Annotated in this window: 7 protein-coding genes; 3 read left to right on the top strand and 4 right to left on the bottom strand. The window is 67.5% G+C overall.

What is annotated here, in order from left to right:
- The first annotated feature begins 11 nt into the window (after positions 1 to 11).
- The 3 genes from EV192_RS12570 to EV192_RS12560 are packed head-to-tail and all read left to right on the top strand — an operon-like array spanning position 12 to position 18591.
- Positions 12 to 1019 (top strand): iron-siderophore ABC transporter substrate-binding protein, encoded by a 1008-nt coding sequence (locus EV192_RS12570; protein WP_132114559.1) that lies wholly within the window; start codon positions 12 to 14, stop codon positions 1017 to 1019.
- On the top strand, positions 1016 to 18385 hold the full coding sequence (locus EV192_RS12565) for an amino acid adenylation domain-containing protein (protein ID WP_481728848.1): 17370 nt from the start codon (positions 1016 to 1018) through the stop codon (positions 18383 to 18385). Before EV192_RS12570 ends, EV192_RS12565 begins: the two co-directional genes overlap by 4 nt.
- The gene (locus EV192_RS12560) at positions 18382 to 18591 is read left to right on the top strand and encodes an MbtH family protein (RefSeq protein WP_132114555.1); all 210 of its coding nucleotides are present in this window, start codon (positions 18382 to 18384) and stop codon (positions 18589 to 18591) included. Before EV192_RS12565 ends, EV192_RS12560 begins: the two co-directional genes overlap by 4 nt.
- 766 nt (positions 18592 to 19357) lie before the next feature.
- On the opposite strand, the gene EV192_RS12555 is transcribed toward EV192_RS12560, so the two are convergent.
- From EV192_RS12555 to EV192_RS12540, 4 genes are read right to left on the bottom strand one after another with little or no spacing between them, the layout of a single operon-like run.
- Positions 19358 to 20074, bottom strand: coding sequence for an SDR family oxidoreductase (locus EV192_RS12555; protein ID WP_132114553.1), 717 nt, complete (start codon positions 20072 to 20074; stop codon positions 19358 to 19360).
- Positions 20075 to 20079: 5 nt separating this feature from the next.
- Positions 20080 to 21063, bottom strand: a complete 984-nt coding sequence (locus EV192_RS12550; RefSeq protein WP_132114551.1) for an iron-siderophore ABC transporter substrate-binding protein — start codon at positions 21061 to 21063, stop codon at positions 20080 to 20082.
- Positions 21064 to 22776: an ABC transporter ATP-binding protein gene (locus tag EV192_RS12545; RefSeq protein WP_132114549.1), complete on the bottom strand. Its 1713-nt coding sequence runs from the start codon at positions 22774 to 22776 to the stop codon at positions 21064 to 21066. It abuts the gene before it with no gap.
- Positions 22773 to 24413 (bottom strand): ABC transporter ATP-binding protein, encoded by a 1641-nt coding sequence (locus EV192_RS12540; RefSeq protein WP_243726796.1) that lies wholly within the window; start codon positions 24411 to 24413, stop codon positions 22773 to 22775. The genes EV192_RS12545 and EV192_RS12540 overlap by 4 nt, the downstream gene beginning before the upstream one ends.
- Between the last annotated feature and the right edge of the window lie 41 nt (positions 24414 to 24454).

Raw genomic sequence — 24454 nt, 5'->3', positions numbered from 1 at the left:
AAGGGTTCTTGATGTTCTCCCCAGCCCGTGTGTTGCTCGCTGGAGCGTTGGTGTTGTCGCTCGTCGCGTGCGGCAGCAAGACCGAGACGCCCGCCCCAGCCGCGCAGACATCCGTTGACACCAAAGCTTTCCCGGTCACGATCGAGCACAAGTTCGGTAAGACCGAGATCAAGGCGGAGCCCAAACGGGTGGTGTCGCTCGGCCTGACCGACCAGGACGCCATGCTCGCACTAGGTGTCAAACCGGTCGGCGCAACGGACTGGTTCGGCGAACGGCCGTACGGCAACTGGCCGTGGTCCAACGACAAATGGGGCGACCAGCGGCCCGAGGTGATCAGCGACGGCAACGAGGTCAACTACGAGAAGGTCGCGGCGCTGCGGCCGGACCTGATCATCGGCCAGTACGCCCAGATCACCCAGGAGCAGTACGACAAGCTGTCGAAGATCGCGCCGACCGTGGCGCAGAACGGCAAGTACGAGGACTATTCCACGCCGTGGCGCGAGATGACCACGACCATCGGCCGGGCGCTGGGCAAGGAGACCGAGGCCAAGAAGCTGATCTCGGACACCGACGCCAAGTTCGCCACGATCCGCAAGGAGCACCCGGAGTTCGCGGGCAAGAAGGTCGTGGTCGCGGACAGCCCGGCGCCCGGACAGTACGGCGCGTTCGCCCCGGCCGACCCACGGACCGTGCTGATGACCGAGATCGGCTTCAAGGTCGACCCGAAGCTGGACGGCCAGACCAAGGACGGCAAGCCGATCATGTTCGGCGACGAACGCCTTGACCTGGTGGACACCGATGTGCTCGTCTGGATGCCGGAGAAGCCCGAGGACGCCGACCGGATCAGGAACACCCCGGTGTACGCGAAACTCGCGGTGGCCAAAGCCGACCGGGCGATCTTCCTGCCGTACACCGACCCGCCGACCGGCGCCGCCCTCACCTTCGCCACTGTGCTGAGCATCCCGTACGCCTTCGACCAGGCGATCCCGGCGCTCGCCACGGCCGCGAAGAAGCTCTGATGCTGGAGTTCGGGATCGCGCCACGGGATGTCGAGGACGTCACCTGGCCGGGGGCTTTCGAGCGCCTGGCCGCCGAACAGCCGTCCGCCGTGGCGCTGGTCTGTGAGTCGTCGTCCTTGACGTACGGGGAGTTGAACGCGCGCGCCAACCAGTTGGCGCGTTCACTTCAGCAGCGCGGCGTTGTGGCTGAGGACGTCGTCGGGGTCGCGTTGCCGCGGTCGACGGACCTCGTCGTGGCGCTGCTGGCGGTGATGAAGGCGGGCGCGGCGTACCTGCCGATCGATCCCGACCATCCGGCGGACCGGATCTCCTACATGGTCGCCGACGCGCACGCGCGGCTGGTCATCACCGACGTGGACGGCCTTGCCGGGTTCGATTCGTCCAATGTGGATGTTCCGATCGCGTTGCACCAAGCCGCGTATGTGATCTACACATCCGGCTCGACGGGCCGGCCCAAAGGTGTCGTCGTGTCGCACGAAGGCATCGGCAGCCTGATCGCCACGGCGGTGGACCGGATCGGGATCACCCCGGCCAGCCGGGTGATCCAGTTCGCGTCCGTCGGCTTCGACGTGACCGTGTGGGACCTGTGCATGTCGCTCGGTGTCGGCGGCCGGGCGATCATCGTGCCGTCCGAACGCCGGGTCGCGGGCGCGGCCCTGACGGACTACATCGCCGAACACCGTGCCACCCACATGATTCTGCCGCCGTCGTTGGTCGCCGCGCTGCCGCCGGACTGCGAACTGCCCTCAGGCGCCGTGCTGATCGTCGGCACCGAGACCGTGCCGGCAGAGCTGATCACGCGGTGGGCCAAGCGTTTGCGGGTGGTCGCCGCGTACGGCCTGACCGAGGCGACAGTGAACTCCACGCTGTGGATGGCCGCACCGGACTGGCAGGGACCGGTGCCGATCGGCCGCCCCGACCCCAACACCCGGTGCTATGTCCTGGATTCGTCGATGCGGCCGGTGGAGATCGGCGCCGAGGGCGACCTGTACGTAGGTGGCCGTGGGCTGGCCCGTGGCTACCTGGGACAGCACGGGTTGACGGCGTCCCGGTTCATCGCCGACCCGTACGGTCCGCCCGGCAGCCGGATGTACCGCACAGGTGACCGTGCCCGCTGGCGGCCGGACGGCAACCTCGACTTCCTGGGCCGGTCCGACGGGCAGGTGAAGATCCGCGGCTACCGGATCGAACCGGGCGAGATCGAAAGCGTCCTGATGAAACACCCGGCCATCACCCAGGCCGCGGTGATCGCCCGCGAGGACCACCGCCGGGTCCGACGTCTGGTCGCCTACGTGGTCGGCGACGTGACGCCCACCGACGTCCGCGGCTGTGTCGAAGCGACCCTGCCGGACTACATGGTGCCGTCCGCCGTGATCCCGATGTCCGGACCACTTCCGCTGACCACCAACGGAAAGCTGGACCGTGCGGCCCTACCGGAACCGAACTGGACGGGCCTGGCCGGGAACTCCGAACCCACAACGGAGGCCGAGCACAAGCTCGCGGCCGTGTTCGCCGCAGTGCTGGGCCTGCCGTCGGTGGGCGTCCACGACGGCTTCTTCGAACTGGGCGGCGACAGCATTGTGGCGATCCAGCTCGTCAACAGCGCCCGCGCCGCCGGCCTCGTGATCACGCCCCGGGACGTGTTCCGGCACCGAACCGTGGCCGCCCTCGCCGCGATCGCCGGCTCACCGGTCTCAACCGTCTACGAACCGGGCACCGGCCTGGTCCAACCGACCCCCATCATCCGGTGGCTCGCCGAACCGGGCACCCCGGTCGACCACTTCTACCAGTCGACGGTGTTGACCACCCCCGCCGACCTGACCGAGGACCGGCTGGTCGCGATCCTGCAAGCCGTGCTGGACCGCCACGACCTGCTGCGATCCCGCCTGAATGCCGACTGGACCCTGTTCGTCGCCGAGCCAGGAGCCATCCGGGCCGTCGACATCCTGACAGTGTCAGATACGGGGTCGACACTGTCAGAGAGCGACGCTGACACTGTCACCAACAAGGCGGCAGGCGCTGTCGGCCCAGTTGGCATCAGGGCACTCGCTGGTGTAGCCGCTGAAGTGCCCGCTGATGCGCCCAGTGGGGTGGCCCCTGGTGCGGCCGATGATGTGACAGTGTCAGATGGCGACGTTGACAGTGTCAGCGATACGAGGGCTGACGCTGACACTGTCACCGTTGCCCATGACCAGGCGGTGGCCAGGCTTGATCCGGGGCGCGGGCGGATGTTCGAGGCTGTGTGGTTGCCGGCGGAGCGGCGGCTGGTGTTGGTGATCCAGCACGTGGTAGTGGATGGGGTGTCGTGGCGGATTCTGTCGGCCGATTTGGCGGCCGCGTGGCAGGGCGGGGAGATCCCGCCGGTCGGGACGTCGTTCCGGCAGTGGTCCGAGCAGCTGTCCGAGGTGGACAAGTCGGCCGAGTTGGCGGTGTGGCGTCGGCAGGTTGCCGACCCGGGTGTCCGCCTGGGGGAGCGGGTCCACGCGCTGGCGCCGGCCGCACGGACGTTGACCGTCACGTTGCCGGCCGACGTGACAAACGCCCTGCTCACTACCGTGCCGAAGGCCGTGCACGGCGGGGTCAACGACGTTCTGCTGACCGCGCTCGCACTTGCGGTCGGTGAAGGCGAGCCGGTTGTCGTCGATCTGGAGGGGCACGGCCGCGAAGAGCACGTTGTGGGTGCTGACCTCTCGCGGACGATCGGGTGGTTCACCACCATGTTCCCGGTGCGGCTGGACCCGGGCGGGACCGATCTCGGCGGCGCGCTCAAGCGGGTCAAGGAGCAGCTCAACACCATCCCCGACAAGGGAATCGGCTACGGACTGCTGTGTGCGGACCCTGTCCTGGCGGCGGCCGAAGTGCCGGACGTGCTGTTCAACTATCTCGGTCAGTTCGCCACCGACGGCCGGGACTGGCAGCCCGCGCCGGGCCGGGATCCGCTCGGTGAGGACATCGACCCGCGCATGCCGTTGCGGCACATGCTGGAGATCAACGCCGTGGTCCGGTCCGGCGAACTGACTGCCACGTTCATGTGGCACGACCTGACCGGAGTCCCCGCCATCGCGGCGAGGTGGCAGCGTGTCCTGACCGAGCTGGCGGCGGGGACCTTCACCGGCGGCCGCACACCGTCCGACTTCCCGTTGGTCACGCTCACCCAGGATGAGGTCGACGGTCTGGGAGACGTCGACGACATCCTGCCGGTGTCGCCGTTGCAGGAAGGCATGTTCTTCCACGCGATGTACGACGAGTCCGTTGTGGACGCTTACGTCGTGCAGCAGGTCGTGGAGTTCCATGGCGCCGTCTCGGCACAGAAGATGCGGGCGGCTGTTCAACGCATGATCGATCGGCACGAGCCGTTGCGTGCGTCGTTCCGTCAGCGTCCGGACGGTCAGGTCATCCAGGTCATCAACAGTCGCGTGGAACTGCCGTGGCGCGAAGTGTCCGATGTGGATGCAACACAAGTCGCCCGTGAGGACCGCGCCCGGCGGTTCGACCTGGAATCCGCGCCGTTGCTGTCCGGGACGTTCGTGCAGGGTGAAGGCCGCGGCTGGCTCGTGTTGACGTTGCACCACAGCATTGTCGACGGCTGGTCCACCACGATCATGGTCCGTGAGTATCTCGGCCTACATCGGCAGGTGACCCCGTACCGCGAATACATGTCCTGGCTGTCCACACAGGACAGCGAAGCCGCGCGAGCCGCCTGGCGAGTGGCCTTGGCGGGCGTGGAGCCGACGAAACTCGTTACTGGGCAAGGAGACGCGGCCAAGTACCAGCTCGAAGAGGTCTGGGTGGACGTCCCGAACCCCGAGCGGTTGGTCGCCCGCGCCCGTGAACTCGGCGTCACCTTGAACACCGTCATGCAAGGCGCCTGGGGCATCCTGCTCGGTGCGCTGACCGGCAAAGACGATGTTGTGTTCGGCAACACTGTTTCCGGGCGCGCGGCGGATGTGCCCGGGGTCGACGAGATGATCGGCCTGCTGGCCAACACGTTGCCCGTCAGGGTGCGCACACGGCCCGACGAGACGGTCGGGGACGCGCTGCGGAGGCTGCAGGACGAGCAGTCGAACCTGTTGGACCACCAGCACATCGGCTTGGCCGACCTGCAGCGGATCGTCGGCGTCACCGACTTCTTCGACACGTTGGTGGCGTTCGAGAACTACCCGGTGGACACCGAGCTGACCGACGGCGAGATCACCTTCGGCGGCCTGCACATGCTCGGCGCCGGCCACTTCCCGTTGACCATGCTCGTCCTGCCCGGCGACGGCATCACGTTGCAGTTCATGCACGACATCAGTCGGCTGAGCGAGCACGACGTCCGGCATCTCGCCGACTGCCTGATGCGCGTGCTGGACGCCGTCGTCGACAACCTGCCGGTCGCCTCGGTGTCGCTGCTGACCGCGCGGGAACGTGACTGGATCGCGGAGGTGAACGCCACCGCGCACACAACCGTGGACCGCACACTCGCGCAAGCGTTTGCCGCCCAGGTGGAACGCAATCCGCAAGCGCCCGCGGTGATCTTCGAGAACAGCACGGTGACCTACGCGGAACTCGACGAACGGGCCGCGACGCTGGCGCGGAGGCTGCGAGCCAAGGGAGTCGGGCCCGAGCAGTTCGTGGCCGTCGCCGTCCCGCGTTCGGTCGAGCTGATGGTGGCGTTGCTCGGCGTGCTGAAGGCCGGTGCCGCGTACCTCCCGATCGACACGTCCTATCCAGTGGACCGTATTTCCTACATGCTGGCCGACTCCGGCGCACGGTTCGTGGTCACGGTCGACGGAATCGTACTGCCCGATGGGCCGGACCGCGTGACAGTGACCGCCGACGGGCCCGAGGTCGATGTCCACGACGAGACAGGCATGGACCACCCGGCGTACCTGATCTACACCTCGGGCTCGACCGGCCGACCCAAGGGCGTCGTCGTCACACACCGCGCGATCGCCAACCGCCTGCAGTGGATGCAGGACATGTATACGCTGTACACAGACGATCGGGTACTGCAGAAGACCCCGGCGAGCTTCGACGTCTCGGTGTGGGAGTTCTTCTGGGCGTTGGCCGAGGGCGCGGCCGTGGTGCTGGCCCGGCCGGAGGGCCACCGCGACCCCGCCTACCTGGCCGAACTCATTCGCGAGCAACGGGTCACGACTGTCCACTTCGTCCCGTCGATGCTGGCGGCGTTCCTCGCCGAGATGACCGACGCGGACTGGGCGGGCAGCCTGCGCCGCGTGTTCGCCAGCGGTGAGGCCCTGCCCGGCGAAGTGGCCGGCCGGTGGCGGGACTTGACCGGGGTGCCGCTGCACAACCTGTACGGCCCAACAGAAGCCGCGGTCGACGTGACCTGGTGTGAGTACGGCGGATCGGCGGGAGGGGTGCCGATCGGCCGGCCTGTCTGGAACACCAGGCTGCACGTGCTCGACCCGTATCTCCGGCCCGTACCGGCCGGAGTCGCGGGCGAGTTGTACCTCGCGGGAGTACAACTCGCCCGCGGCTACCACGACCGGCCTGGGTTGACGGCGGAACGGTTCGTGGCCGATCCGTTCGGCGGGCCGGGCGAGCGGATGTATCGCACCGGCGACCTGGTCCGGCGCCGGGCCGATGGCGCGCTGGAGTACCTGGGGCGCACCGACCGGCAGGTCAAGATCCGTGGCAACCGCGTCGAGCCCGGTGAGATCGAGGCCGTCCTCGCGGCCCAACCAGGCGTTACGCAGGCTGCGGTCGTCGTGCGGGACAACGCTCTCGTGGGATACGTCGTCGGCGCGGATGTCGACTTGGCGACTTTGCCGACGGTGTTGCCCGCGGCGATGGTCCCGAGCGCGGTGGTCACCCTCGCCGAGTTCCCACTGACCCCCAGCGGAAAGCTCGACCAGAAGGCCCTACCGGCGCCGGCCCGGACCCGGTCGGTCCGGGCGGGAATCGAGCGGGAACGCCAACTGGCGGACATCTTCGAGACCGTGCTCAAGCTGTCCGACGTCGGTGTGGACGACGACTTCTTCATGCTCGGCGGCGACAGCATCCTCTCCATCGCGGTGTCCAGTCGGGCCCGGAAGCTCGGCCTGTCGGTGAGCCCACGGGACGTCTTCGAACACCGAACGGCGGCCGCGCTCGCCGCGCTTGAGGCGCCGGTGGTGGCCGAGCCGCAGGACGACGGCGTCGGCGACGTCCCGTTGTTGCCGGTCGTGCACTGGCTGCGGGAACGCGCCGGCGCCATCAACCGCTTCAACCTGTCCGGCCTGCTCCCGGCCACCACCGACCCGACCCGGCACGTCCAGGCTCTGGTTGACCAGCACGACGCCCTGCGGATCAAGCTGACCCGGATCGCGGGTGTGTTGTGGTCCCTGGAAACACTGCCGTCGGTGTCGGTCGACGTCACCGAATCGTCCGATGTGGACATCACGGCCGAGGCGGACCGGGCGGTCGGGCGGCTCGACCCGGACGCGGGCGTGGTGGTCCAGGCGGTGTGGTTCCGTGAACTCGGCCAGGTCTTCCTGGCAGTGCACCACCTGGCTGTCGACGGGGTGTCCTGGCGGATCCTGGCCGAGGACTGGGACGCTCTCACGCACGGCCGTGCCCTGGAGCCGGTCGGGACGTCATACCGAACCTTCGCCCGGCACGTCAACGAACAGGCCACATCGCCCGCCCGGCTCGCCGAGCTGGAACACTGGGTCACCGAATGCGCTTCCGGCGCGGATCTCCTGCCCGGCGCACAGCCAGGGCCGACATGGTCGCGTACCACTCAGCTTTCGGTGGCCGAGACGAAGGCCGTGCTGGGCGGGAACGTCACCGAGACCTTGCTGACCATGCTGCGCAACACCGTCACGGAATGGCGCGGGCACTCAGACCTGCTCGTTGACGTCGAACGGCACGGGAGAGAAGGCCTCGACACAGCGCGGACAGTCGGCTGGTTCACCAGCATTCAGCCGGTTCGCCTGTCTCCCAGCGGCATTGTCAAGCTCATGGGCGATGGCTTGGGGTACGGCATGCTGCGGTACCTCAACGCCCAGACCGCCGCCATTCTGGGCCGACTGCCCCAGGCACAGGTGCTGTTCAACTACTACGGCCGCGTCGAATCCGTGGGACCGGAGGTCCCGTCCGACATCGCCACCCCGTACCTGCTGCAAGTCGATGTGGTCTGTCTGGAAACGTCGGAGGGGCCGCGGATGACCGTCACGTGGACCAGCTCACTGTCCGAAGAGGACATAGAAAAGCTGTCCGCGTGGGAGGTCCCGAGTACGGTCTGGCCGTTGTCGCCGTTGCAGGAAGGGTTGTTCTTCCACGCCAGCTACGACCAGTCCGCGCTCGACGTGTACACCGTGCAGGACGTCTTCGAGCTGGGCCACCGGATGGACGCGGACCGGCTGCGGGCCGCAGTGGCCGCGCTGCTGGCCCGTAACCCGAACCTCCGCGCCGGATTCACCAGCGAAGGCCACGGCCGGCCTGTTCAGTTCATTGTGGACGCACCCGAGGTCCCGCTCGAAGTCGTCGACGGCACCGGCCAGGACATCGAACGGCTGTTGGCGGCCGACCGGGCCAAGCGGTTCGACCCGGCCAAGCCGCCGCTGTGCCGGCTGCTGCTGGTGCGACTGGGCGAGTCCCGCGACCTGCTGGTGATCATCCACCACCTGTTGCTGTGGGACGGTTGGTCCGAGGACTTGTTCCTGGAACAGCTTTTCCACCTCTACGAACACGGCGACGACTCCCGCCTGCCCACGCCCGGGTCCTATCAGGACTATCTGTCCTGGCTGGACCGTCAGGACAAGGAAGCGACCGCCGCGGCCTGGCGGAAGGCGTTGGGCGGTTTGGCGGAGCCAACGTTGTTCGGGCCGCCGGACCTCAAAGAACCGTCGATCCCCGAACAGTGCCAGACCGAACTTTCGGCCGAGTTGTCCGACCGGTTGCGCGGCGACGCCCGGCGGAACGGTCTCACGCTGAACACCGTGCTGAACGCGGCCTGGGCGTTGACACTGGCCGAGGCGGTCGGCCGGGACGACGTGGTGTTCGGCAGCACGGTTGCCGGTCGGCCACCTGAGGTCGACGGGGTCGAGAACATCATCGGCCTGTTCCTCAACACGATTCCGGTGCGGATCAGGTTCGACCCGTACGAGTCCGTTGTGGACATGCTGCGGCGGGTGCAGTCCGAGCGGGTCGAACTGATGGCCCACGAGTACTACGGCCTCGGTGAGATCCAGCGCGAAGCCGGCCACGCCCGCCTGTTCGACAGCCTGTACGTGCTGCAGAACTTCGTCAACGAGGAGCAGTTCGACGAGTTCCGGCACCGATACGACATCAAAGAGGCCGACAGCGTCGACGCCACGCACTACCCGATCGGCCTGGTCGTCACCCCGGCGGCCCGGCTGCGGATCCGGCTGTCGTTCCGGCCGGACGTGCTCGACCGGGAGTTCGCCGAGCGGCTGCTCGCCCGGTTCGCCCTTGTCCTGGCCAGACTGACCGTCGACATGTCCCGTCCGGTCGGGTCACTTGACTTGCTTTCCTTGCGGGAACACAAAGAACTCACCGCATTGTGGGACGCCACGGCGAACACGATGTACGAAGAGACCGTCGCGGACATGCTCAGCTCGCAGGCTCTGGTCACGCCAGACGACATCGCGCTGGTCTTCGGCGACGAACGCGTGACGTACGCGGAACTCGACGCGCGGATCAACCGGATGGCCCGGCTGCTACTGGCGGCCGGAGCCGAGCCGGAGCAGGTCATCGCGTTGGCTCTGCCGCGGTCGATCGACATGGTGGTGGCGTTGTTCGCGGTGCTGCGGACCGGCGCCGCGTACCTGCCGCTGGAACTGGACTACCCGGTCGAACGGTTGGCGATGATGATCGCGGACGCCCGCCCGATCGTCCTGGTCTCGACCGGTCCGGTCGCCGCGACCCTGGCCGACGACACCCCGCGCATTCTCCTTGACCAGACCGATTTTACTGATATCCCAGGCCATCCGCTGGACGAAGTCCGGAAGTTCAGCCTGGACCACCCGGCCTACGTGATCTACACCTCGGGCTCGACGGGCCGGCCCAAAGGTGTCGTCACGCCGTATCGCGGCCTGACGAACATGCAGCTCAACCACCAGGAAGCCATCTTCGACCCAGCCATCGCCTCAGCCGGGGGACGCCGGCTGAGGATCGCCCACACGGTGTCGTTCTCGTTCGACATGTCGTGGGAAGAGTTGCTGTGGCTTGTCGAAGGCCACGAGGTGCACGTCTGCGACGAGGAGCTTCGGCGGGACGCGCGGGCGTTGGTGGCGTACTGCGATGCCCACAAGATCGACGTCGTCAACGTGACGCCCACGTACGCCCACTTGCTGATGGAAGAAGGTCTGCTGGCCGGGCACCGGCCCGCGTTGGTGCTGCTCGGCGGCGAAGCGGTGTCCGAGTCGGTGTGGTCGCGGCTGCGGGACACCGACAACACGTACGGCTACAACCTGTACGGCCCGACCGAGTACACCATCAACACCCTCGGCGGTGGCACCAACGACAGCGCCACACCCACTGTGGGCAAGCCGATCTGGAACACCCGAGCGTACATTGTGGACGGATGGCTCCGGCCGGTGCCGGACGGCGTGCCCGGCGAGCTCTACATCAGTGGCACCGGACTGGCCCGCGGCTACCTGGACCGACCCGGGCTGACCGCGGAACGGTTCGTGGCCGACCCGTTCGGTACGCCTGGAGAACGTATGTACCGGACCGGCGACCTCGTCCGCCGCCGGCCGGACGGCAACCTGGACTTCCTCGGCCGGACCGACGACCAGGTCAAGATCCGTGGCTACCGGGTCGAACTCGGCGAGATCGAGACCGCGCTGACCAGCCATCCGCGGGTCGCCCAGGCGGCCGTCCTGCTCAAGGACTCGCGGCTGGTCGGGTACGTCGTCCCGGCCGAGCTGAGCGGGGCCGACCGGGAGACGGTCGAGGCGGACCAGGTCGGGGAGTGGCGGCAGATCTACTCCGACGAGTACACCGAGATCGGCACGGCCCTGTTCACCGAGGACTTCGCCGGCTGGGACTCCAGCTACACGGGTGACCCCATCCCGCTGGACCACATGCGGGAGTGGCGGGCCGCGACCGTCGCCCGGATCACCGACCTGCGACCCCGGCGGATCCTCGAGATCGGTGTCGGGACCGGGTTGCTGATGTCCCAGTTGGCGCCAGCGAGCGAGGAGTACTGGGGAACGGACTTCGCCGCGCCCGTCATCGCGAAACTCCAGCGGGACCTCACGCGGGACCCTGACCTGGCCGCGAAGATCACGCTGCGGACCCAACCGGCCGACGTGGTTGACGGGCTGCCCGCCGGGCACTTCGACACGGTCGTGATCAACTCCGTGATCCAGTACTTCCCCAGCGTCGACTACCTGACGCAGGTCATCCGCAGCGCGCTCGACCTGCTCGCGCCCGGCGGCCGGCTGTTCATCGGCGACGTGCGCGACCTGCGGCTGGCCAGGGTGTTCCAGACCGGCATCCAGCTGACCAGGTCCGGGCCGTCGGTGGACGCCGGCCAGCTGCGGCGGGCGATCGAGCGAGGCGTGTCGTTGGAGAAGGAGCTGCTGCTCCACCCGGACTACTTCGCCCAGTTCCCCGGCGTCGAGCTGCGGACCAAACGCGGCCGTTGGCACAACGAGCTGAGCCGGTACCGCTATGACGTGGTGATCTATCGGTCGCCGGTGGAAACCGTGTCGGTGGCGAACGCACCTCAGGTGGTGTGGAGTTCCCTCGCCGACCTGGAGAACCGGCTTCGGGACCGGCCGGAGGTACTGCGGGTCTGCGATATCCCGGACGCCCGAGTCTTCGGTGAGATCTCGGCCATGCGCGCGTTGGACGCGGGAATGCCGGTCGCGGAAGCGTTTGCGCGGTTCACGTCCGAGGGTGGGATCGAACCGGAGTCCTTGTATACATTGGGTATACACCTTGGATACCACGTGCATACCACGTGGTCGTCGTCGGAAGGCTGCTTCGAGGCGGTCTTCACCACGTCTTCCGCTTTGACGTCCGGGCTGTACCTGGCCGGTCGCGGGTCCGTGCTCGCGAACACGCCGACTGCCGCGCGGGGCACGAACGACCTGATCCAGCAGCTGCGGGACGCGCTGAAACAGCAGCTGCCCGAGTACATGGTGCCAGCCGCGTTCGTGACTTTGGGCAGTTTGCCGTTGACCGACAACGGAAAGCTGAACGTGCAGGCCCTGCCGTCCGCGGATCCGGCCGTGGCGCTGGCGGTCAGCCGCCCACCGGCGTCGGAGGCCGAGTCGGTGCTGTGCGCGCTGTTCGCGGATGTCCTCGGCCTGCCTGAAGTGGGTGTGGCGGACAACTTCTTCGACCTGGGCGGGCACTCGCTGCTGGCGACCCGGTTGATCAGCCGCGCCCGGACCGACCTGGGCGCCGAGCTGGCCATCCGCGACCTGTTCGAAGCGCCGACGCCAGCACTGCTCGCCGAGCGTGCGTCCGTCGGCGCGCCGGCTCGACCGCCTGTGCGGCCGTACGACCGTCCATCGCGGATCCCGGTTTCGTTCGCGCAGCAGCGGTTGCTACTGGTGGACCGTCTTGCCGGCGGGGATATCGCATACAACTTCCCGCTGGTGTTCCGGGTTGCTGGGTTGGTTGTTCCTGCCCTGCGGTCGGCTGTCGCCGATGTGGCTCGGCGGCACGAGTCGCTGCGGACCGTGTTCGTGGACGGCGAGTACCAGTCGGTTCTGGACGTGTCCCCAGAGGTCGAGATGCTGCCTTCATCGGAACTTGCCGGGTTCGTTCGCCGTCCGTTCGATCTCGCGACCGAGATCCCGTTGCGTGTGGGCGTGTTCGACGACGTCGTGGCCGTGGTGCTGCACCACATCACCACCGACGAATGGTCCGACCGGCCGTTCTTGGCCGACCTGACGACTGCCTACCAGGCGCGGCTACGCGGCGAGGCTCCTGCATGGGAGCCGCTGCCCGTGCAGTACGCCGACTACACGCTGTGGCAACGTGATCTGCTTGACGAGGTCGGCCAAGCCCAGCTCAACTTCTGGACGGACACCCTGCGGGGCGTCCCGGACGCGTTGACACTGCCCGTCGACCGCGCCCGACCGGCCACGCGCTCGGGACAGGGCGGCAAGGTCTCGTTGGACGTGCCGGCAGTCCGTGCGTTGCGGGAGCTTTCGCAGACGTCCGGCGCGAGCATGTTCATGGTGTTGCAGGCCGCGGTCGCGACGCTACTGCACCGGCTCGGCGCGGGCACGGACATCCCGCTGGGTGCGCCGGTCGCCGGACGGGACGACGCGGCCGTGCACGACCTGGTCGGGTTCTTCGTGAACACGTTGGTGCTGCGGACATCCCTGGCCGGCGACCCCACTTTCACGCAGCTGCTGGCACGGGTGCGGGAGGCGGACCTGGCCGCGTTCTCCCACCAGGACGTGCCGTTCGACCGGGTGGTGGAGGCGGTGAACCCGACCCGGGTCGCCGGCCGGAACCCGCTGTTCCAGGTCATGCTCGGCTACCACGTCCGGACTGAGGACGCCGAGCACGTGCTGGGGCTGCCCACGTCGTGGCTGGACGTCGACCCCGGGCGGGCCAAGTTCGACCTGCACTTCACGTTCGTGGACCGGCCCGACCGGATCACACTCCAGCTGGAGTACGCCCGCGACCTGACCGATCCGTCCACAGCGGACAGTCTGGCCGCTCGCCTGGTCGCCCTGCTGACCCAGGTCTCGACCCGGCCGGACATCCCGGTCGGTTCACTCGACGTCCTCACTCCCGACGAGCGTTCCCAGGTCGTGGTGGACTGGAACGCGACTGCGCATCCCGTTGCGGATACGACCTTGCCTGCGTCGTTCTCGGCCCAGGCCGCGCGTACACCGGACGCCGAAGCCGTGGTGTTCGAGGACGTCTCACTGACGTACGCGGAGCTGGCCGCGCGCGCCAACCGGTTGGCCAGATTCCTTGTAGGCCAAGGAGTTTCGCCTGGTTCAGTGGTGGCGGTCGCATTGCCGCGTTCGGTTGAGCTGATCGTCGCGCTGTACGCCGTCCACAAGGCGGGCGCCGCGTATCTGCCGGTCGACCCGTCGTATCCGGTGGACCGGATCTCGTACATGCTCGCCGACGCCCAACCGGCGTATGTGATCGACGATCCGGCTCAGGTGGACGTCCCCGGCGACTCGGCTGATCCAGATGTACGGGTGTCGCCGCACCACCCGGCGTATGTGATCTACACGTCCGGCTCGACCGGTCGCCCCAAGGGCGTGGTTGTGTCGCACGCCGGAATCGTGAACCGGCTGCTGTGGATGCAGGACGTGTATACACTGTACACATCGGATCGGGTGTTGCAGAAGACGCCGTCCAGCTTCGACGTGTCGGTCTGGGAGTTCTTCTGGCCGCTGATTACCGGCGCCACTCTGGTCGTGGCCAGGCCGGACGGCCACAAGGACCCGTCCTACCTGGCTGACCTGGTCCGGGACCAGCGGATCACGACGATTCACTTCGTCCCGTCGATGCTGGACGTGTTCCTGTCTGAGCTGCGTGGGTGCCCGAGCCTGCGGCAGGTGTTCACGAGCGGCGAGGCGCTCCCGGTAGAGGTCGCGCGGCAGTTCGTATCGTCGTCCGACGCCCAACTGCACAACCTGTACGGGCCGACTGAGGCATCGGTGGACGTGACCGCGTGGGCGGTGACGGACCCGAGTTGGGTGCCGATCGGGCGGCCGGTGTGGAACACCCAGGTTTACGTGCTGGACGAGGCTTTGCGTCCGGTGCCGCCGGGGGTCGTGGGGGAGCTGTACATCGCCGGCGCCCAGCTCGCGGACGGTTACTTGAGGCGTGCCGGCCTGACGGCGTGCCGGTTCGTGGCGAGTCCGTTCACCGCAGGCGCGCGCATGTACCGGACCGGCGACCTTGCCCGTTGGACGTCCGACGGGGTCGTCGAGTTCCTTGGCCGTGCGGATGACCAGGTGAAACTCCGGGGCTTCCGGATCGAGCCAGGCGAGATCGAGGCCGTCCTGTTGCGGAACGCTTCGCGAGCCGTGGTCGTCCTGCGGGACGGCCAGATCGTGGCGTACGTGGTGGGGGAGGCACCGGACCGCGCGGAGTTGGCCTCTGTGCTGCCGGACTACATGATCCCGGCTGCGATCGTGTCGTTGCCGGAGCTGCCGTTGACCCCGAACGGCAAGCTCGACCGCAAGGCACTGCCGGCGCCTGAGTTCCAGGTATCTTCCCAGGAGCCGAGCACACCTGACGAGGCGGCGCTCGCGGCATTGTTCGCCGAGGTGCTCGGGCTGGAGCGGGTCGGTGTCGACGACGACTTCTTCGCTGTCGGTGGGCATTCGTTGCTGGTGATGCGTCTGGTCAGCCGGATTCGCTCGGTGCTGGGCCGGGAGGTCCTGCTGCGGGACGTGTTCGACGCTCCGACCGTTGCCGGGCTGGCCAAGCGCCTGGACGCGGCAGGCACAGCGGCTCGCGCGCTGGAGCCGGTCGTTCGGCCTGCTCGGGTGCCTCTGTCGTTCGCGCAGCACCGCCTGTGGGTCATCGACCAGGTGGAAGGGCCGAGCACGACCTACAACATCCCGCTGGCGTGGCGAATCTTCGGCGATCTGGACATCGCCGCACTGCGCTTTGCGGTGAACGACGTGGTCGCTCGGCACGAGTCACTGCGGACTCTGTTGCTGTCCTTCGAAGGCGTGCCCTATCAGTCTGTTGTGGACACGTTCGAGGTTCCGTTCACGTACGGCGGCGATTTCGAGCACAGGTTCGCCCTGGACAGCGAGATCCCTATCCGGGTCTCGGTGGACGACGTCGGTTCCGACGAGCATCTGCTGCTGGTGTTGGTGCATCACGTCGCCAGTGACGAATGGTCCAGCCAGCCGTTGACCCGGGACCTGGCAGAGGCGTACACGGCCCGGCTCGCTGGTTCGGCGCCCGCGTGGCAGGCGTTGCCCGTCCAGTACGCGGACTACGCCTTGTGGCAGCGTGACCGGGTGGCGGAGGTCGCCGACGCACAGCTGGCGTTCTGGACATCCACCCTTCGGAACCTGCCGGACGAGCTGACGTTGTCCCTGGATCGCCCACGCCCGGCCCAGGCCTCCTACCGCGGCGGTCAGGTGGACGTCCCGCTGTCCGCGGACCTGGAGTCGGCCCTTGAGGCGCTGGCGCGGGCACATGGGGTCAGCATGTTCATGCTGTTCCACGCCGCCATAGCGGCGTTTCTGCACCGAATGGGCGCTGGAACGGACATTCCTGTCGGCACGCCCATCTCCAACCGTTCCGACGCGGCCCTGGACGACCTGGTCGGGTTCTTCCTGAACACGTTGGTGCTGCGGACGGATCTGTCCAAAGATCCGTCCTTTGTGGATCTCCTGGGGCGCGTTCGGGAGGCGGACCTCGCCGCCTTCTCCCACGGCGATGTTCCGTTCGAACGGGTGGTGGACGCGGTCAGCCCGGCACGCACGCTGGCCCGGCACCCGCTGTTCCAGGTGATGGTCGTCTATCTGGCGCAGGGGACCGGATCACTCGACCTGCCCGGTGTAACCGTCCGCGAGGAGCCGGTCGAGCAGCACACAGCCAAGTTCGACCTGTCGTTCGATTTCGTCGCCGGTGCGGGCGGCCGGATCGAGTACAGCGCGGACCTGTTCGACCGTTCCACAGTGGAACAGTTGGCGGAGTGTCTTGTGGTTCTCCTTGGCGCCATCGCCGAGGATCCGACCAAGCCGGTCAGCGGTTTGGCCATTGTCCCGCCCGCCGCGCGGAGCCGGCTGATGGCCTGGACCGAGTTGGATGTTCCGGTGTCGACCGTTCCGGCGCTTTTCGAGCAGCAGGTCCGGGCGACACCTTCGGCGGTCGCCGTCGTGTCGGACGCGGTCGCGTGGACATTCGCGGAGTTGAACTCGCGGGCCAATCAACTCGCGCATTTCCTTGTCGCCCAAGGTGTGCGGCCAGAGTCGGTGGTGGGCCTGCGGTTGCCGCGGTCGGCCGACTACATCACGGCGATCCTGGCCGTCCAGAAAGCCGGCGGTGCCTATCTCCCCATCGATCCCGACCTGCCCCCGTCGCGGATATCGGACATGCTCACATCGGCTCGGCCCACAACGGTCCTGACCGCGATTCCTGATCTGAACCCGTATCCAACGGACAATCCGGAAGTCGGACTGCTTCCGGCCCATCCGGCGTATGTGATCTACACATCCGGCTCGACCGGAACGCCCAAAGGTGTTGTCGTGACGCACCAGAGCGTGGTGAATCTGTTCCACAGTCACCGCGAGACTCTGTATCGACCGATCGGCCGGCGGAACCTGCGGGTCGGTCACGCCTGGTCGTTCTCGTTCGACGCCTCCTGGCAGCCACAACTGTGGTTGCTGGACGGGCACACACTGCACGTGTTGCCCGACGAAACCCGCCGGGATCCAGCTCAGCTCACCAATGCCGTTGTCACCCAAGGCATTGACTTCATCGAACTCACACCGTCCTTCCTCGCGCAGACAGGTCTGCTTGCTCAATGCCCGCTGGCCGCAGTCGGTTTCGGCGGCGAAGCGGTGTCCGACGCGTCGTGGGAACAACTGCGCGCATTGCCCAACACAGAGGCCTATAACCTCTACGGCCCAACAGAATGCACGGTCGACTCACTGGTGGCAAGGGCGCGTGACACCGACCGGCCGGCAATCGGCCGCCCGGTGCACAACGCGCAAGCGTATGTACTCGATTCCCGGCTCCAACCGGTCCCGCCCGGCGTGACGGGCGAGCTGTACCTGGCCGGCGCCGGCCTGGCCCGTGGATATCTGGGACAACCCGCACTGACCGCGTCCCGATTTGTGGCCAACCCTTTCACCCCGGGCGCCAGAATGTACCGAACCGGAGACCTGGCCCGGACAAAGGACGGCGTCATCGAATACGTCGGCCGGTCCGACGACCAAGTGAAGATCCGTGGCTTCCGGATCGAACCAGCCGAAGTCGCCGCAGCGATCGGAAAACACCCATCGGTCCAGGACGTCCTGGTGATCGCCCGAGCCGGCCGATTGATCGCCTACGTGATCGGCACCCAAAGCGACCTGCGAACCCACGTTTCCGCCCTACTACCCGACTACATGGTGCCCGCCGCATTCGTGTGGTTGACAGAGTTCCCAGTCCTCGCCAACGGAAAGATCAACCGGTCGGCCCTCCCCGAACCCGACTACACAAACATAGTCACCAACCGGCCGCCACGAACGGACACCGAACGCACCCTGCTGGAGATCTTCGCCGCCGTCCTCAACCTCCCCACCCTGGGAATCGACGACGACTTCTTCACCATCGGCGGCGACAGCATGCTCGCCATCCAACTCACCAGCAAAGCCCAAAGCGCCGGCCTCCCCCTCACTCCCCGCGACCTTTTCCAAAGTCGAACAATCGCCGCCCTGGCAGCCACCCTGAAAGGACCCCAATGACCAACCCCTTCGACAACCCCGAAGGAACCTTCACGGTCCTGGTGAACACCGAAGGCCAGCACAGCCTGTGGCCCACCTTCGCCGAAACCCCAGCAGGCTGGACCCCAGTTCACGGCCCCACCGACCGCCAGTCCTGTGTGGACTACGTGGAACAGAACTGGACGGACATGCGCCCTCGGTCCTTGGTTAACGAAATGGGCGGCTGACAACTACACTGCAGTCACCGCGGACTGGGAAAAGATTGTTCGCTCGCCGCTCGGGCAGGCCGCCAAGAGGGAGCCCCTGACCTGGGTATTGCTGCTGTGGTTGGGTTGTTTGGTCGCGGCGCCTCCCTCCCGTATGGCCTGCCCAAGGGAATCATATCTACCCCGTGGCGTCCGGCTTGCGTCTCGGTCCGTATGGCTTCCAGCCTGTGCTGGTCTTCGTGGGCGGACCGGATGGCTCTCGTGGGTTCGGACACCACGGGGTAGATATGATTGGCTGCGCCCAGGCCATACGGGAGGGAGACAACACTCCGGGCTACCAATATTAGATAAAACAATACCGCCGCCGCGAACTAAAAATGTCGAGAAACGGTAGGCAGTAAATTCTTGTCCCGCTGCGGCCTAAACATTATCACGCCCGCCTTGGGCGCGTGCCCGCGCGACATACCTCGCCCAGAGTGGTGACTCCCTCCCGTGTGGCCTGGGCGAAGCCAACCGCATCTGCCAGGTGGGGTCCACACCCACGGAACCCAACCGGAGGTCCGCCCACGAGACCCGACCAGGCTGGGAGCCATACGGACCGGAAGACCAAGCTGGACTCCACCTGGCAGATGCGGTTCCCTTGGGCAGGCCATACGGGAGGGAGGCAGCGCGACCTATACTCCTCCAACAAAGCGGAAAGGTCCGGGAAAGGACTCCCTCTTGGCGGCCTGCCGGCGCGGCGAGCGCAATATCTTTTGCACAGCGAAGGCCAGCCAAAACAGCGAACTCAAGGCCCCAAGTGGCGGCCACCATCCACGACCACCCGTTGCCCTGTGACGAACCCGGCCCCCTCAGAGGCGAAGAAACTGACGGCGTGGGCGACGTCTTCAGGCAGCCCCATCCGCCCGAGGGGAACTGTTGCCGTATAAGCGGCACGCGCTGAGCCGGGGACGTCGTTGTGCCGTTCCACTGGGACGAACCCAGGGGCCACTGTGTTCACGGTGATCCCGGACGGGCCGAGTTCCCGGGCCCAGCTTCGAGCCAGCCCCACTTGGGCCGCTTTCGCCGTCACGTAGGCGGAGCGGTGCAATGCGGGTCGGTCGGCCACCTCGGAGTCGATGTGCACGATCCGCCCGTAGCCGCGCGAGATCATTCCTGGCACCAGCGCGTGCAACAGCAGAATGGGGCTCTCCACGAAGAACCGTAGTTGGTCCAGGTGATCCGACCAGGTTGTGTCGAACAGGGCTATGTTCGGCTGGGGGCCGGTCGCGTTCAGGACGAGCACGTCGAGCGGGCCCACCGAGGAGGCGAGTTCCTTGATGTCCGATGGGTCGGTCACGTCCGCGTAGATGGGGGTGGCTCCGATTGCGGACGCGATGGTGGCCAGTTCTGGGTTGCCGGGCAGGGAGTTCACGAACACTTTGAGGCCGTCGCGGACCAGGCGGGCGGCGATCGCCGCGCCCAGTCCGCGTGAGCTGCCCGTCACCAGGGCGACACGTTCCATGAACCTCAGGATGCCAGTGCCTTGGACAGGTCCGGAACCAGGTGGTCGAGCAGGTAGGGGATGCTCAGGACGGAGATGAAGGACATGGCGCTGCCGTAGTCGGTCTTGTCGTCGATCAGCACGTCGTGCTTCTGCTTGGCCACATTCAGGCTGGTGTAGAGGGGGTCGGCGTCGAGTTGGCGGCGGGTCTGCTCGGCGTCGGTGACGACCCAGATGGCCACCCGCTGGTCCAGCAGGTCCACCTGCTCCTTGCTGATCGACACGCCGAACTTGTCGCCGATCACCTTGTCCAGGTTGGTGGGCAGGGTGAAGCCCAGCGAGGACAGGAACCGGGAGCGCGGGTCCTGTCGGCCGTACACGAAGTAGCCCTCCCACATGGTCGCCATTACCGCGGAGGCGCCGTTGAACTTGGGGTTGTCCTGGCGGGCCTTGGCGATCCGCGCCTCGGTGTCGGCCACGAGTTTGTCCGCCTCGGCCGACTTGCCGACGATCTTCCCGATCGTCTCGGTGGCTTCCTGCCACGGTACGCCGTAGTCGGCGTACGCGGACGGCTGCGCGACTGTCGGCGCGATCTGGGACAGCTTGGTGTATTGCTCCTGGTTCAGGCCCGCGTAGATGCCGAGGATCAGGTCCGGCCGCAGCGAGGCGATCTTCTCGTACTGCGGGCCGTCCTTGTCGGTCAGCATCACGGGTTTCGGACTGTTCCCCAGTTTGTCCAGCGACCACGGGTTGATCGCGCTTTCGTACCTGCCCAGCCAGTCCGTGGTGGCGACCGGGACCACGCCGAGCGCGAGCAGTGAGTCCTGTTCGGTGAATCCGACGAGGACGATCCGCTTGGGCTCCGACTTGATCGTCGTGCTGCCGAACTTGTGCTCGATCGTCACGGGGAACGCGCCCCCGGTGGACGCCGCTGGGGTGTCCTTGACCGCTTTGGTACCACAGGCCGCCAACACCAGCACAGAGGCGACGGCCAACACACGACGAATCATCTAGAGAGCCCTTCCTGACCATACGGTCCACAGTTCCGCGTAGCGACCGCCCGCGGCGAGGAGTTCGGTGTGCGTCCCGTTTTCCACGACCCGGCCGCCGTCGAGCACGACGACCCGGTCCGCGGCCGCGGCCTGGGACAGCCGGTGTGCCACGACCAACGCGGTACGCCCGGAAAGCGCGGCGTCGGCGGCGACCTCCAGGATCCGGGCGCCCGCGCTGCCGGCTTCGGCCGTCGCCTCGTCCAGGATGGCGACCGCCGGGTCCGCCAGCACGAGCCGGGCCAGTGCGAGCTGCTGGGCCTGGGCCGCGGTCAGCCGATGGCCGCCGTCACCGACCACAGTGGACAGTGGGATGTCGTTGTCCCAGCCGACCAGGTCCAGTGCCGCGGCGAGTTCGGCGTCCGTCGCGGACGGTTTGGCCAGCCGCAGGTCGTCGGCAAGCGGGCCGGCGAACACATGCACCTCCTGGCTGACCATGGCGACAGTCGTCGACGGCAGCTCGTCCAGGACGACAGTGCCAATGTGGACAGTGCCGCTCCCGGGCTCGTGCATGCCGGCCACCAGCTTGACCAGGGTCGTCTTCCCGGCCCCGCTCGCACCCACCAAAGCCACCCGCTCACCGGGCGCCACGTGCAGATCCACGTCCCACAGCACCGGGCGGCCGGGCACGTACGAATGGCCGAGCCCGGTGGCTTTCACCGACGAGTCCACCGGCCGGACCAACTCGGGCACAGCGGCCACCGGCAGATCGGACACGCCGACCAGACGGGCCAGGCTGGCGGACGCGGACTGCGCGTCGTCCACCAGCGCCAGCGCGATGTTGATCGGGCTGAACAGGCTGTGGAAGTACAGCGCCGCCGCGGTCGTGGCACCGATCGACGCGGACCCGTTGCCCACCAGCACGAACCCGGTCACGAGCACAGCCGACAACCCGACGAACTCGGCCAGGTTGAGCCGCCCGAAGAACCGGGTCAGCACACGGACACCGCGAAGCACCAGCGCTACCGCGGCGCTCGACCGTTCCTGCACGCGCGCGACATGCGCGTCGGCGAGCCGGAACGCGCGAACGGTCCGGGCACCGCCGACGGTGTCGAGGAGTTGTTGTTGCTGGGCGCCGACTGCGACTCGTTGGGCCGCGTACAGCGGGCTCGCCTGCCGGACGTACCAGCGAACTGTGTGCAGCTGGATCGGCGCGGCGACCAGGGCGGCGAGCAGGAACCGCCAGTCCAGCACGGCCATTCCGCCGAGCGTCAACACGATGGTCAGCACCGACTGACCCAGCATCGGGAGCGCGGTCCGGACGGCCTCGGCGACGACCGACACGTCGTTGGTGACCCTGGACGTCAGGTCACCCGAGCCAGCTCCCTCCACTTGGGACAGTGGAAGAGTGAGTGCACGGGCCACGAACCGCTCTCTGAGCGTCGCGAGCATGCTCTCGCCAAGCCTGGCGACCATGCCCGTGCCGAGGGCCGTTGCCACACCCTGACCCAGCGCGACGAGAACAAGCGCCACGACCGGCGCGGTCAGGTTCGACTGGCCGCCGGTCACTTTGTCCACAATATACCCAAGCAGGGGCGCTGTGGCCGCGCCGATCGCGGTCGCCCCGACGAGCACGGCGAAAGCTGTGCCGGCCTGCCACCGGTGTGCTTTGACCAGCGAACCGACGACTTTACGAGTCCGAGCCCCGGTCGCGACGGGCAAGAGCTCGGTCATGACAGCACCGCCTTGCGGTAGACCTCGTTGCCGTGCAGCAGATCGGCATGGCGCCCCTCGGTCGTCACGCCATCGGCCAGCAGCACAACGCGGTCGGTGACCGCCAGCAGCGCAGGGCTGGTGGTCAGCGCGATCGTCGTCCGACCGCGCCGGACCTCGCGGATATCGCGGGCGATCCGAGCCTCGGTGACCGCGTCCACGGCCGTTGTCGGGTCGTGGACCACGAGGACAGCCGGATCCGCGGCCAACGCCCTGGCCAGGGCCACCCGTTGTCGTTGCCCACCGGACAGTGACTGGCCGCGTTCGGAGATGTGCGTGTCCTCAGGCAGTTCGGCGGCTGCCGCGGCCAACGCGCGGTCGACCGGGCCGCTGGCCGCCGCGGAGACGTTCTCCCGCAGCGTTCCCTCGAACAGGACGGCGTCGTGCGCGGCCACCAGAACGGCTTCTCGGACACTGCTTGGTGAGGCGTCCGCGAGATCGTGCCCGTCCACCTCGATGGTCCCGGTGGGTGCCACGTCCTGGGCAAGACAGGCCAGCAAGTCCGCCGCGGTGGCCGGACTGGCCACGACACCGACGAATTCGCCCTCGTGGACGTCGAACGTGACGTCCCGCGCCGACCCGTGGCACACACCCGCCAGTCGGACCCGCCCGTCAACCGACGGCAGGATCTTCGTCCCGGTCACGGCATAGTCGGCAGACAGCACCTCGGCGACGCGGGCAGCGGACGCGCGAGCCTGCGCGAGCTGGCCGTTGACGTACGCGAACAACCTGAGCGGCACCACCAGGAACTGGGCCAGGCCGACCGCCGCGACCAGGTCCCCGATGCTGATCGCCCGGTCCGCGGCCAGATTCCCGCCGACCAGCGCCACCAAGGCGATGAAGACGCCGGTCAACGACAGGATCGCGCCGTCGTGCCAGGCCCGCGCGCGGGCGGCCTTGATCGTCGCGGTCAGCGAGTCCCGGCTTGTCCGCCGGTACCGGTCAATGGCGGCTTTCTCGGCCCGGATCCCTTTGAGGACCCGAAGTCCCGCGACGAGATCCGCGGCGACACCGGACGCGTGCGCGGCCCGTTCCTGCTCCACACCACTTCGCCGTTCCAGCGGCCGGCCGATCAGATGGCCGAGGAACATCAGCGGCGGAGTGCCGAGCAGCACGAGCAGACCGAGCGGGACCGATATGCGCAACAACGCGATCGCGCTGACGAGCAGACCTGTGAGCGCCGCGACGGCCATCGGCAGCGCCTGATTGATCCCGCCGACACGTTTGGCGTCACTGGTGGCGATGTTCACCAGCGCGCCCGGCAGGTGGGACGCTTCGGCGCCACCCCGTGGATCGAGGACTCGTTGGGAGAGCTGGATCCTGATCCGGTGGGCGGCCTGCTCGGCGGCTCGTTCCCCGGCGCGCGCCCCGAACCGGTAGCTGTAGGACAACGCCACGAACGCGCCCGCCAGTGCGGCGAGACACATCAGCAGAGAACTCACAGACCCGGTCGCCACCGCCCGGTCGATCACAACACCGATGACGACCGGGACCAGAGCCTCACCGGCCTGATGCCCGGCGGCCAGAACACTCGACACAATGACGTCCCTGCGCTGGCCGCCGATGGCCTGGCGCAGGACAACGCCCCCGGTGGTCACGGCGCGTATCTCCCCTCGGTGTTGATCGCGGCTCTGAACTT

Origin of the sequence: Actinocrispum wychmicini (assembly GCF_004345645.1) — a bacterium.
GTDB classification, from domain to species: Bacteria; Actinomycetota; Actinomycetes; order Mycobacteriales; family Pseudonocardiaceae; genus Kibdelosporangium; species Kibdelosporangium wychmicini.
This window is presented reverse-complemented; position numbering and strand designations above follow the sequence as displayed.

What these genes read in the sequence shown, in the direction of transcription:
- EV192_RS12570 (WP_132114559.1), top strand. Translation starts at nt 12, where the DNA reads ATGTTCTCCCCAGCCCGTGTGTTGCTCGCTGGAGCGTTGGTGTTGTCG.
- EV192_RS12560 (WP_132114555.1), top strand. Translation starts at nt 18,382, where the DNA reads ATGACCAACCCCTTCGACAACCCCGAAGGAACCTTCACGGTCCTGGTG.
- EV192_RS12555 (WP_132114553.1), bottom strand. Translation starts at nt 20,074, where the DNA reads ATGGAACGTGTCGCCCTGGTGACGGGCAGCTCACGCGGACTGGGCGCG.
- EV192_RS12550 (WP_132114551.1), bottom strand. Translation starts at nt 21,063, where the DNA reads ATGATTCGTCGTGTGTTGGCCGTCGCCTCTGTGCTGGTGTTGGCGGCC.
- EV192_RS12545 (WP_132114549.1), bottom strand. Translation starts at nt 22,776, where the DNA reads ATGACCGAGCTCTTGCCCGTCGCGACCGGGGCTCGGACTCGTAAAGTC.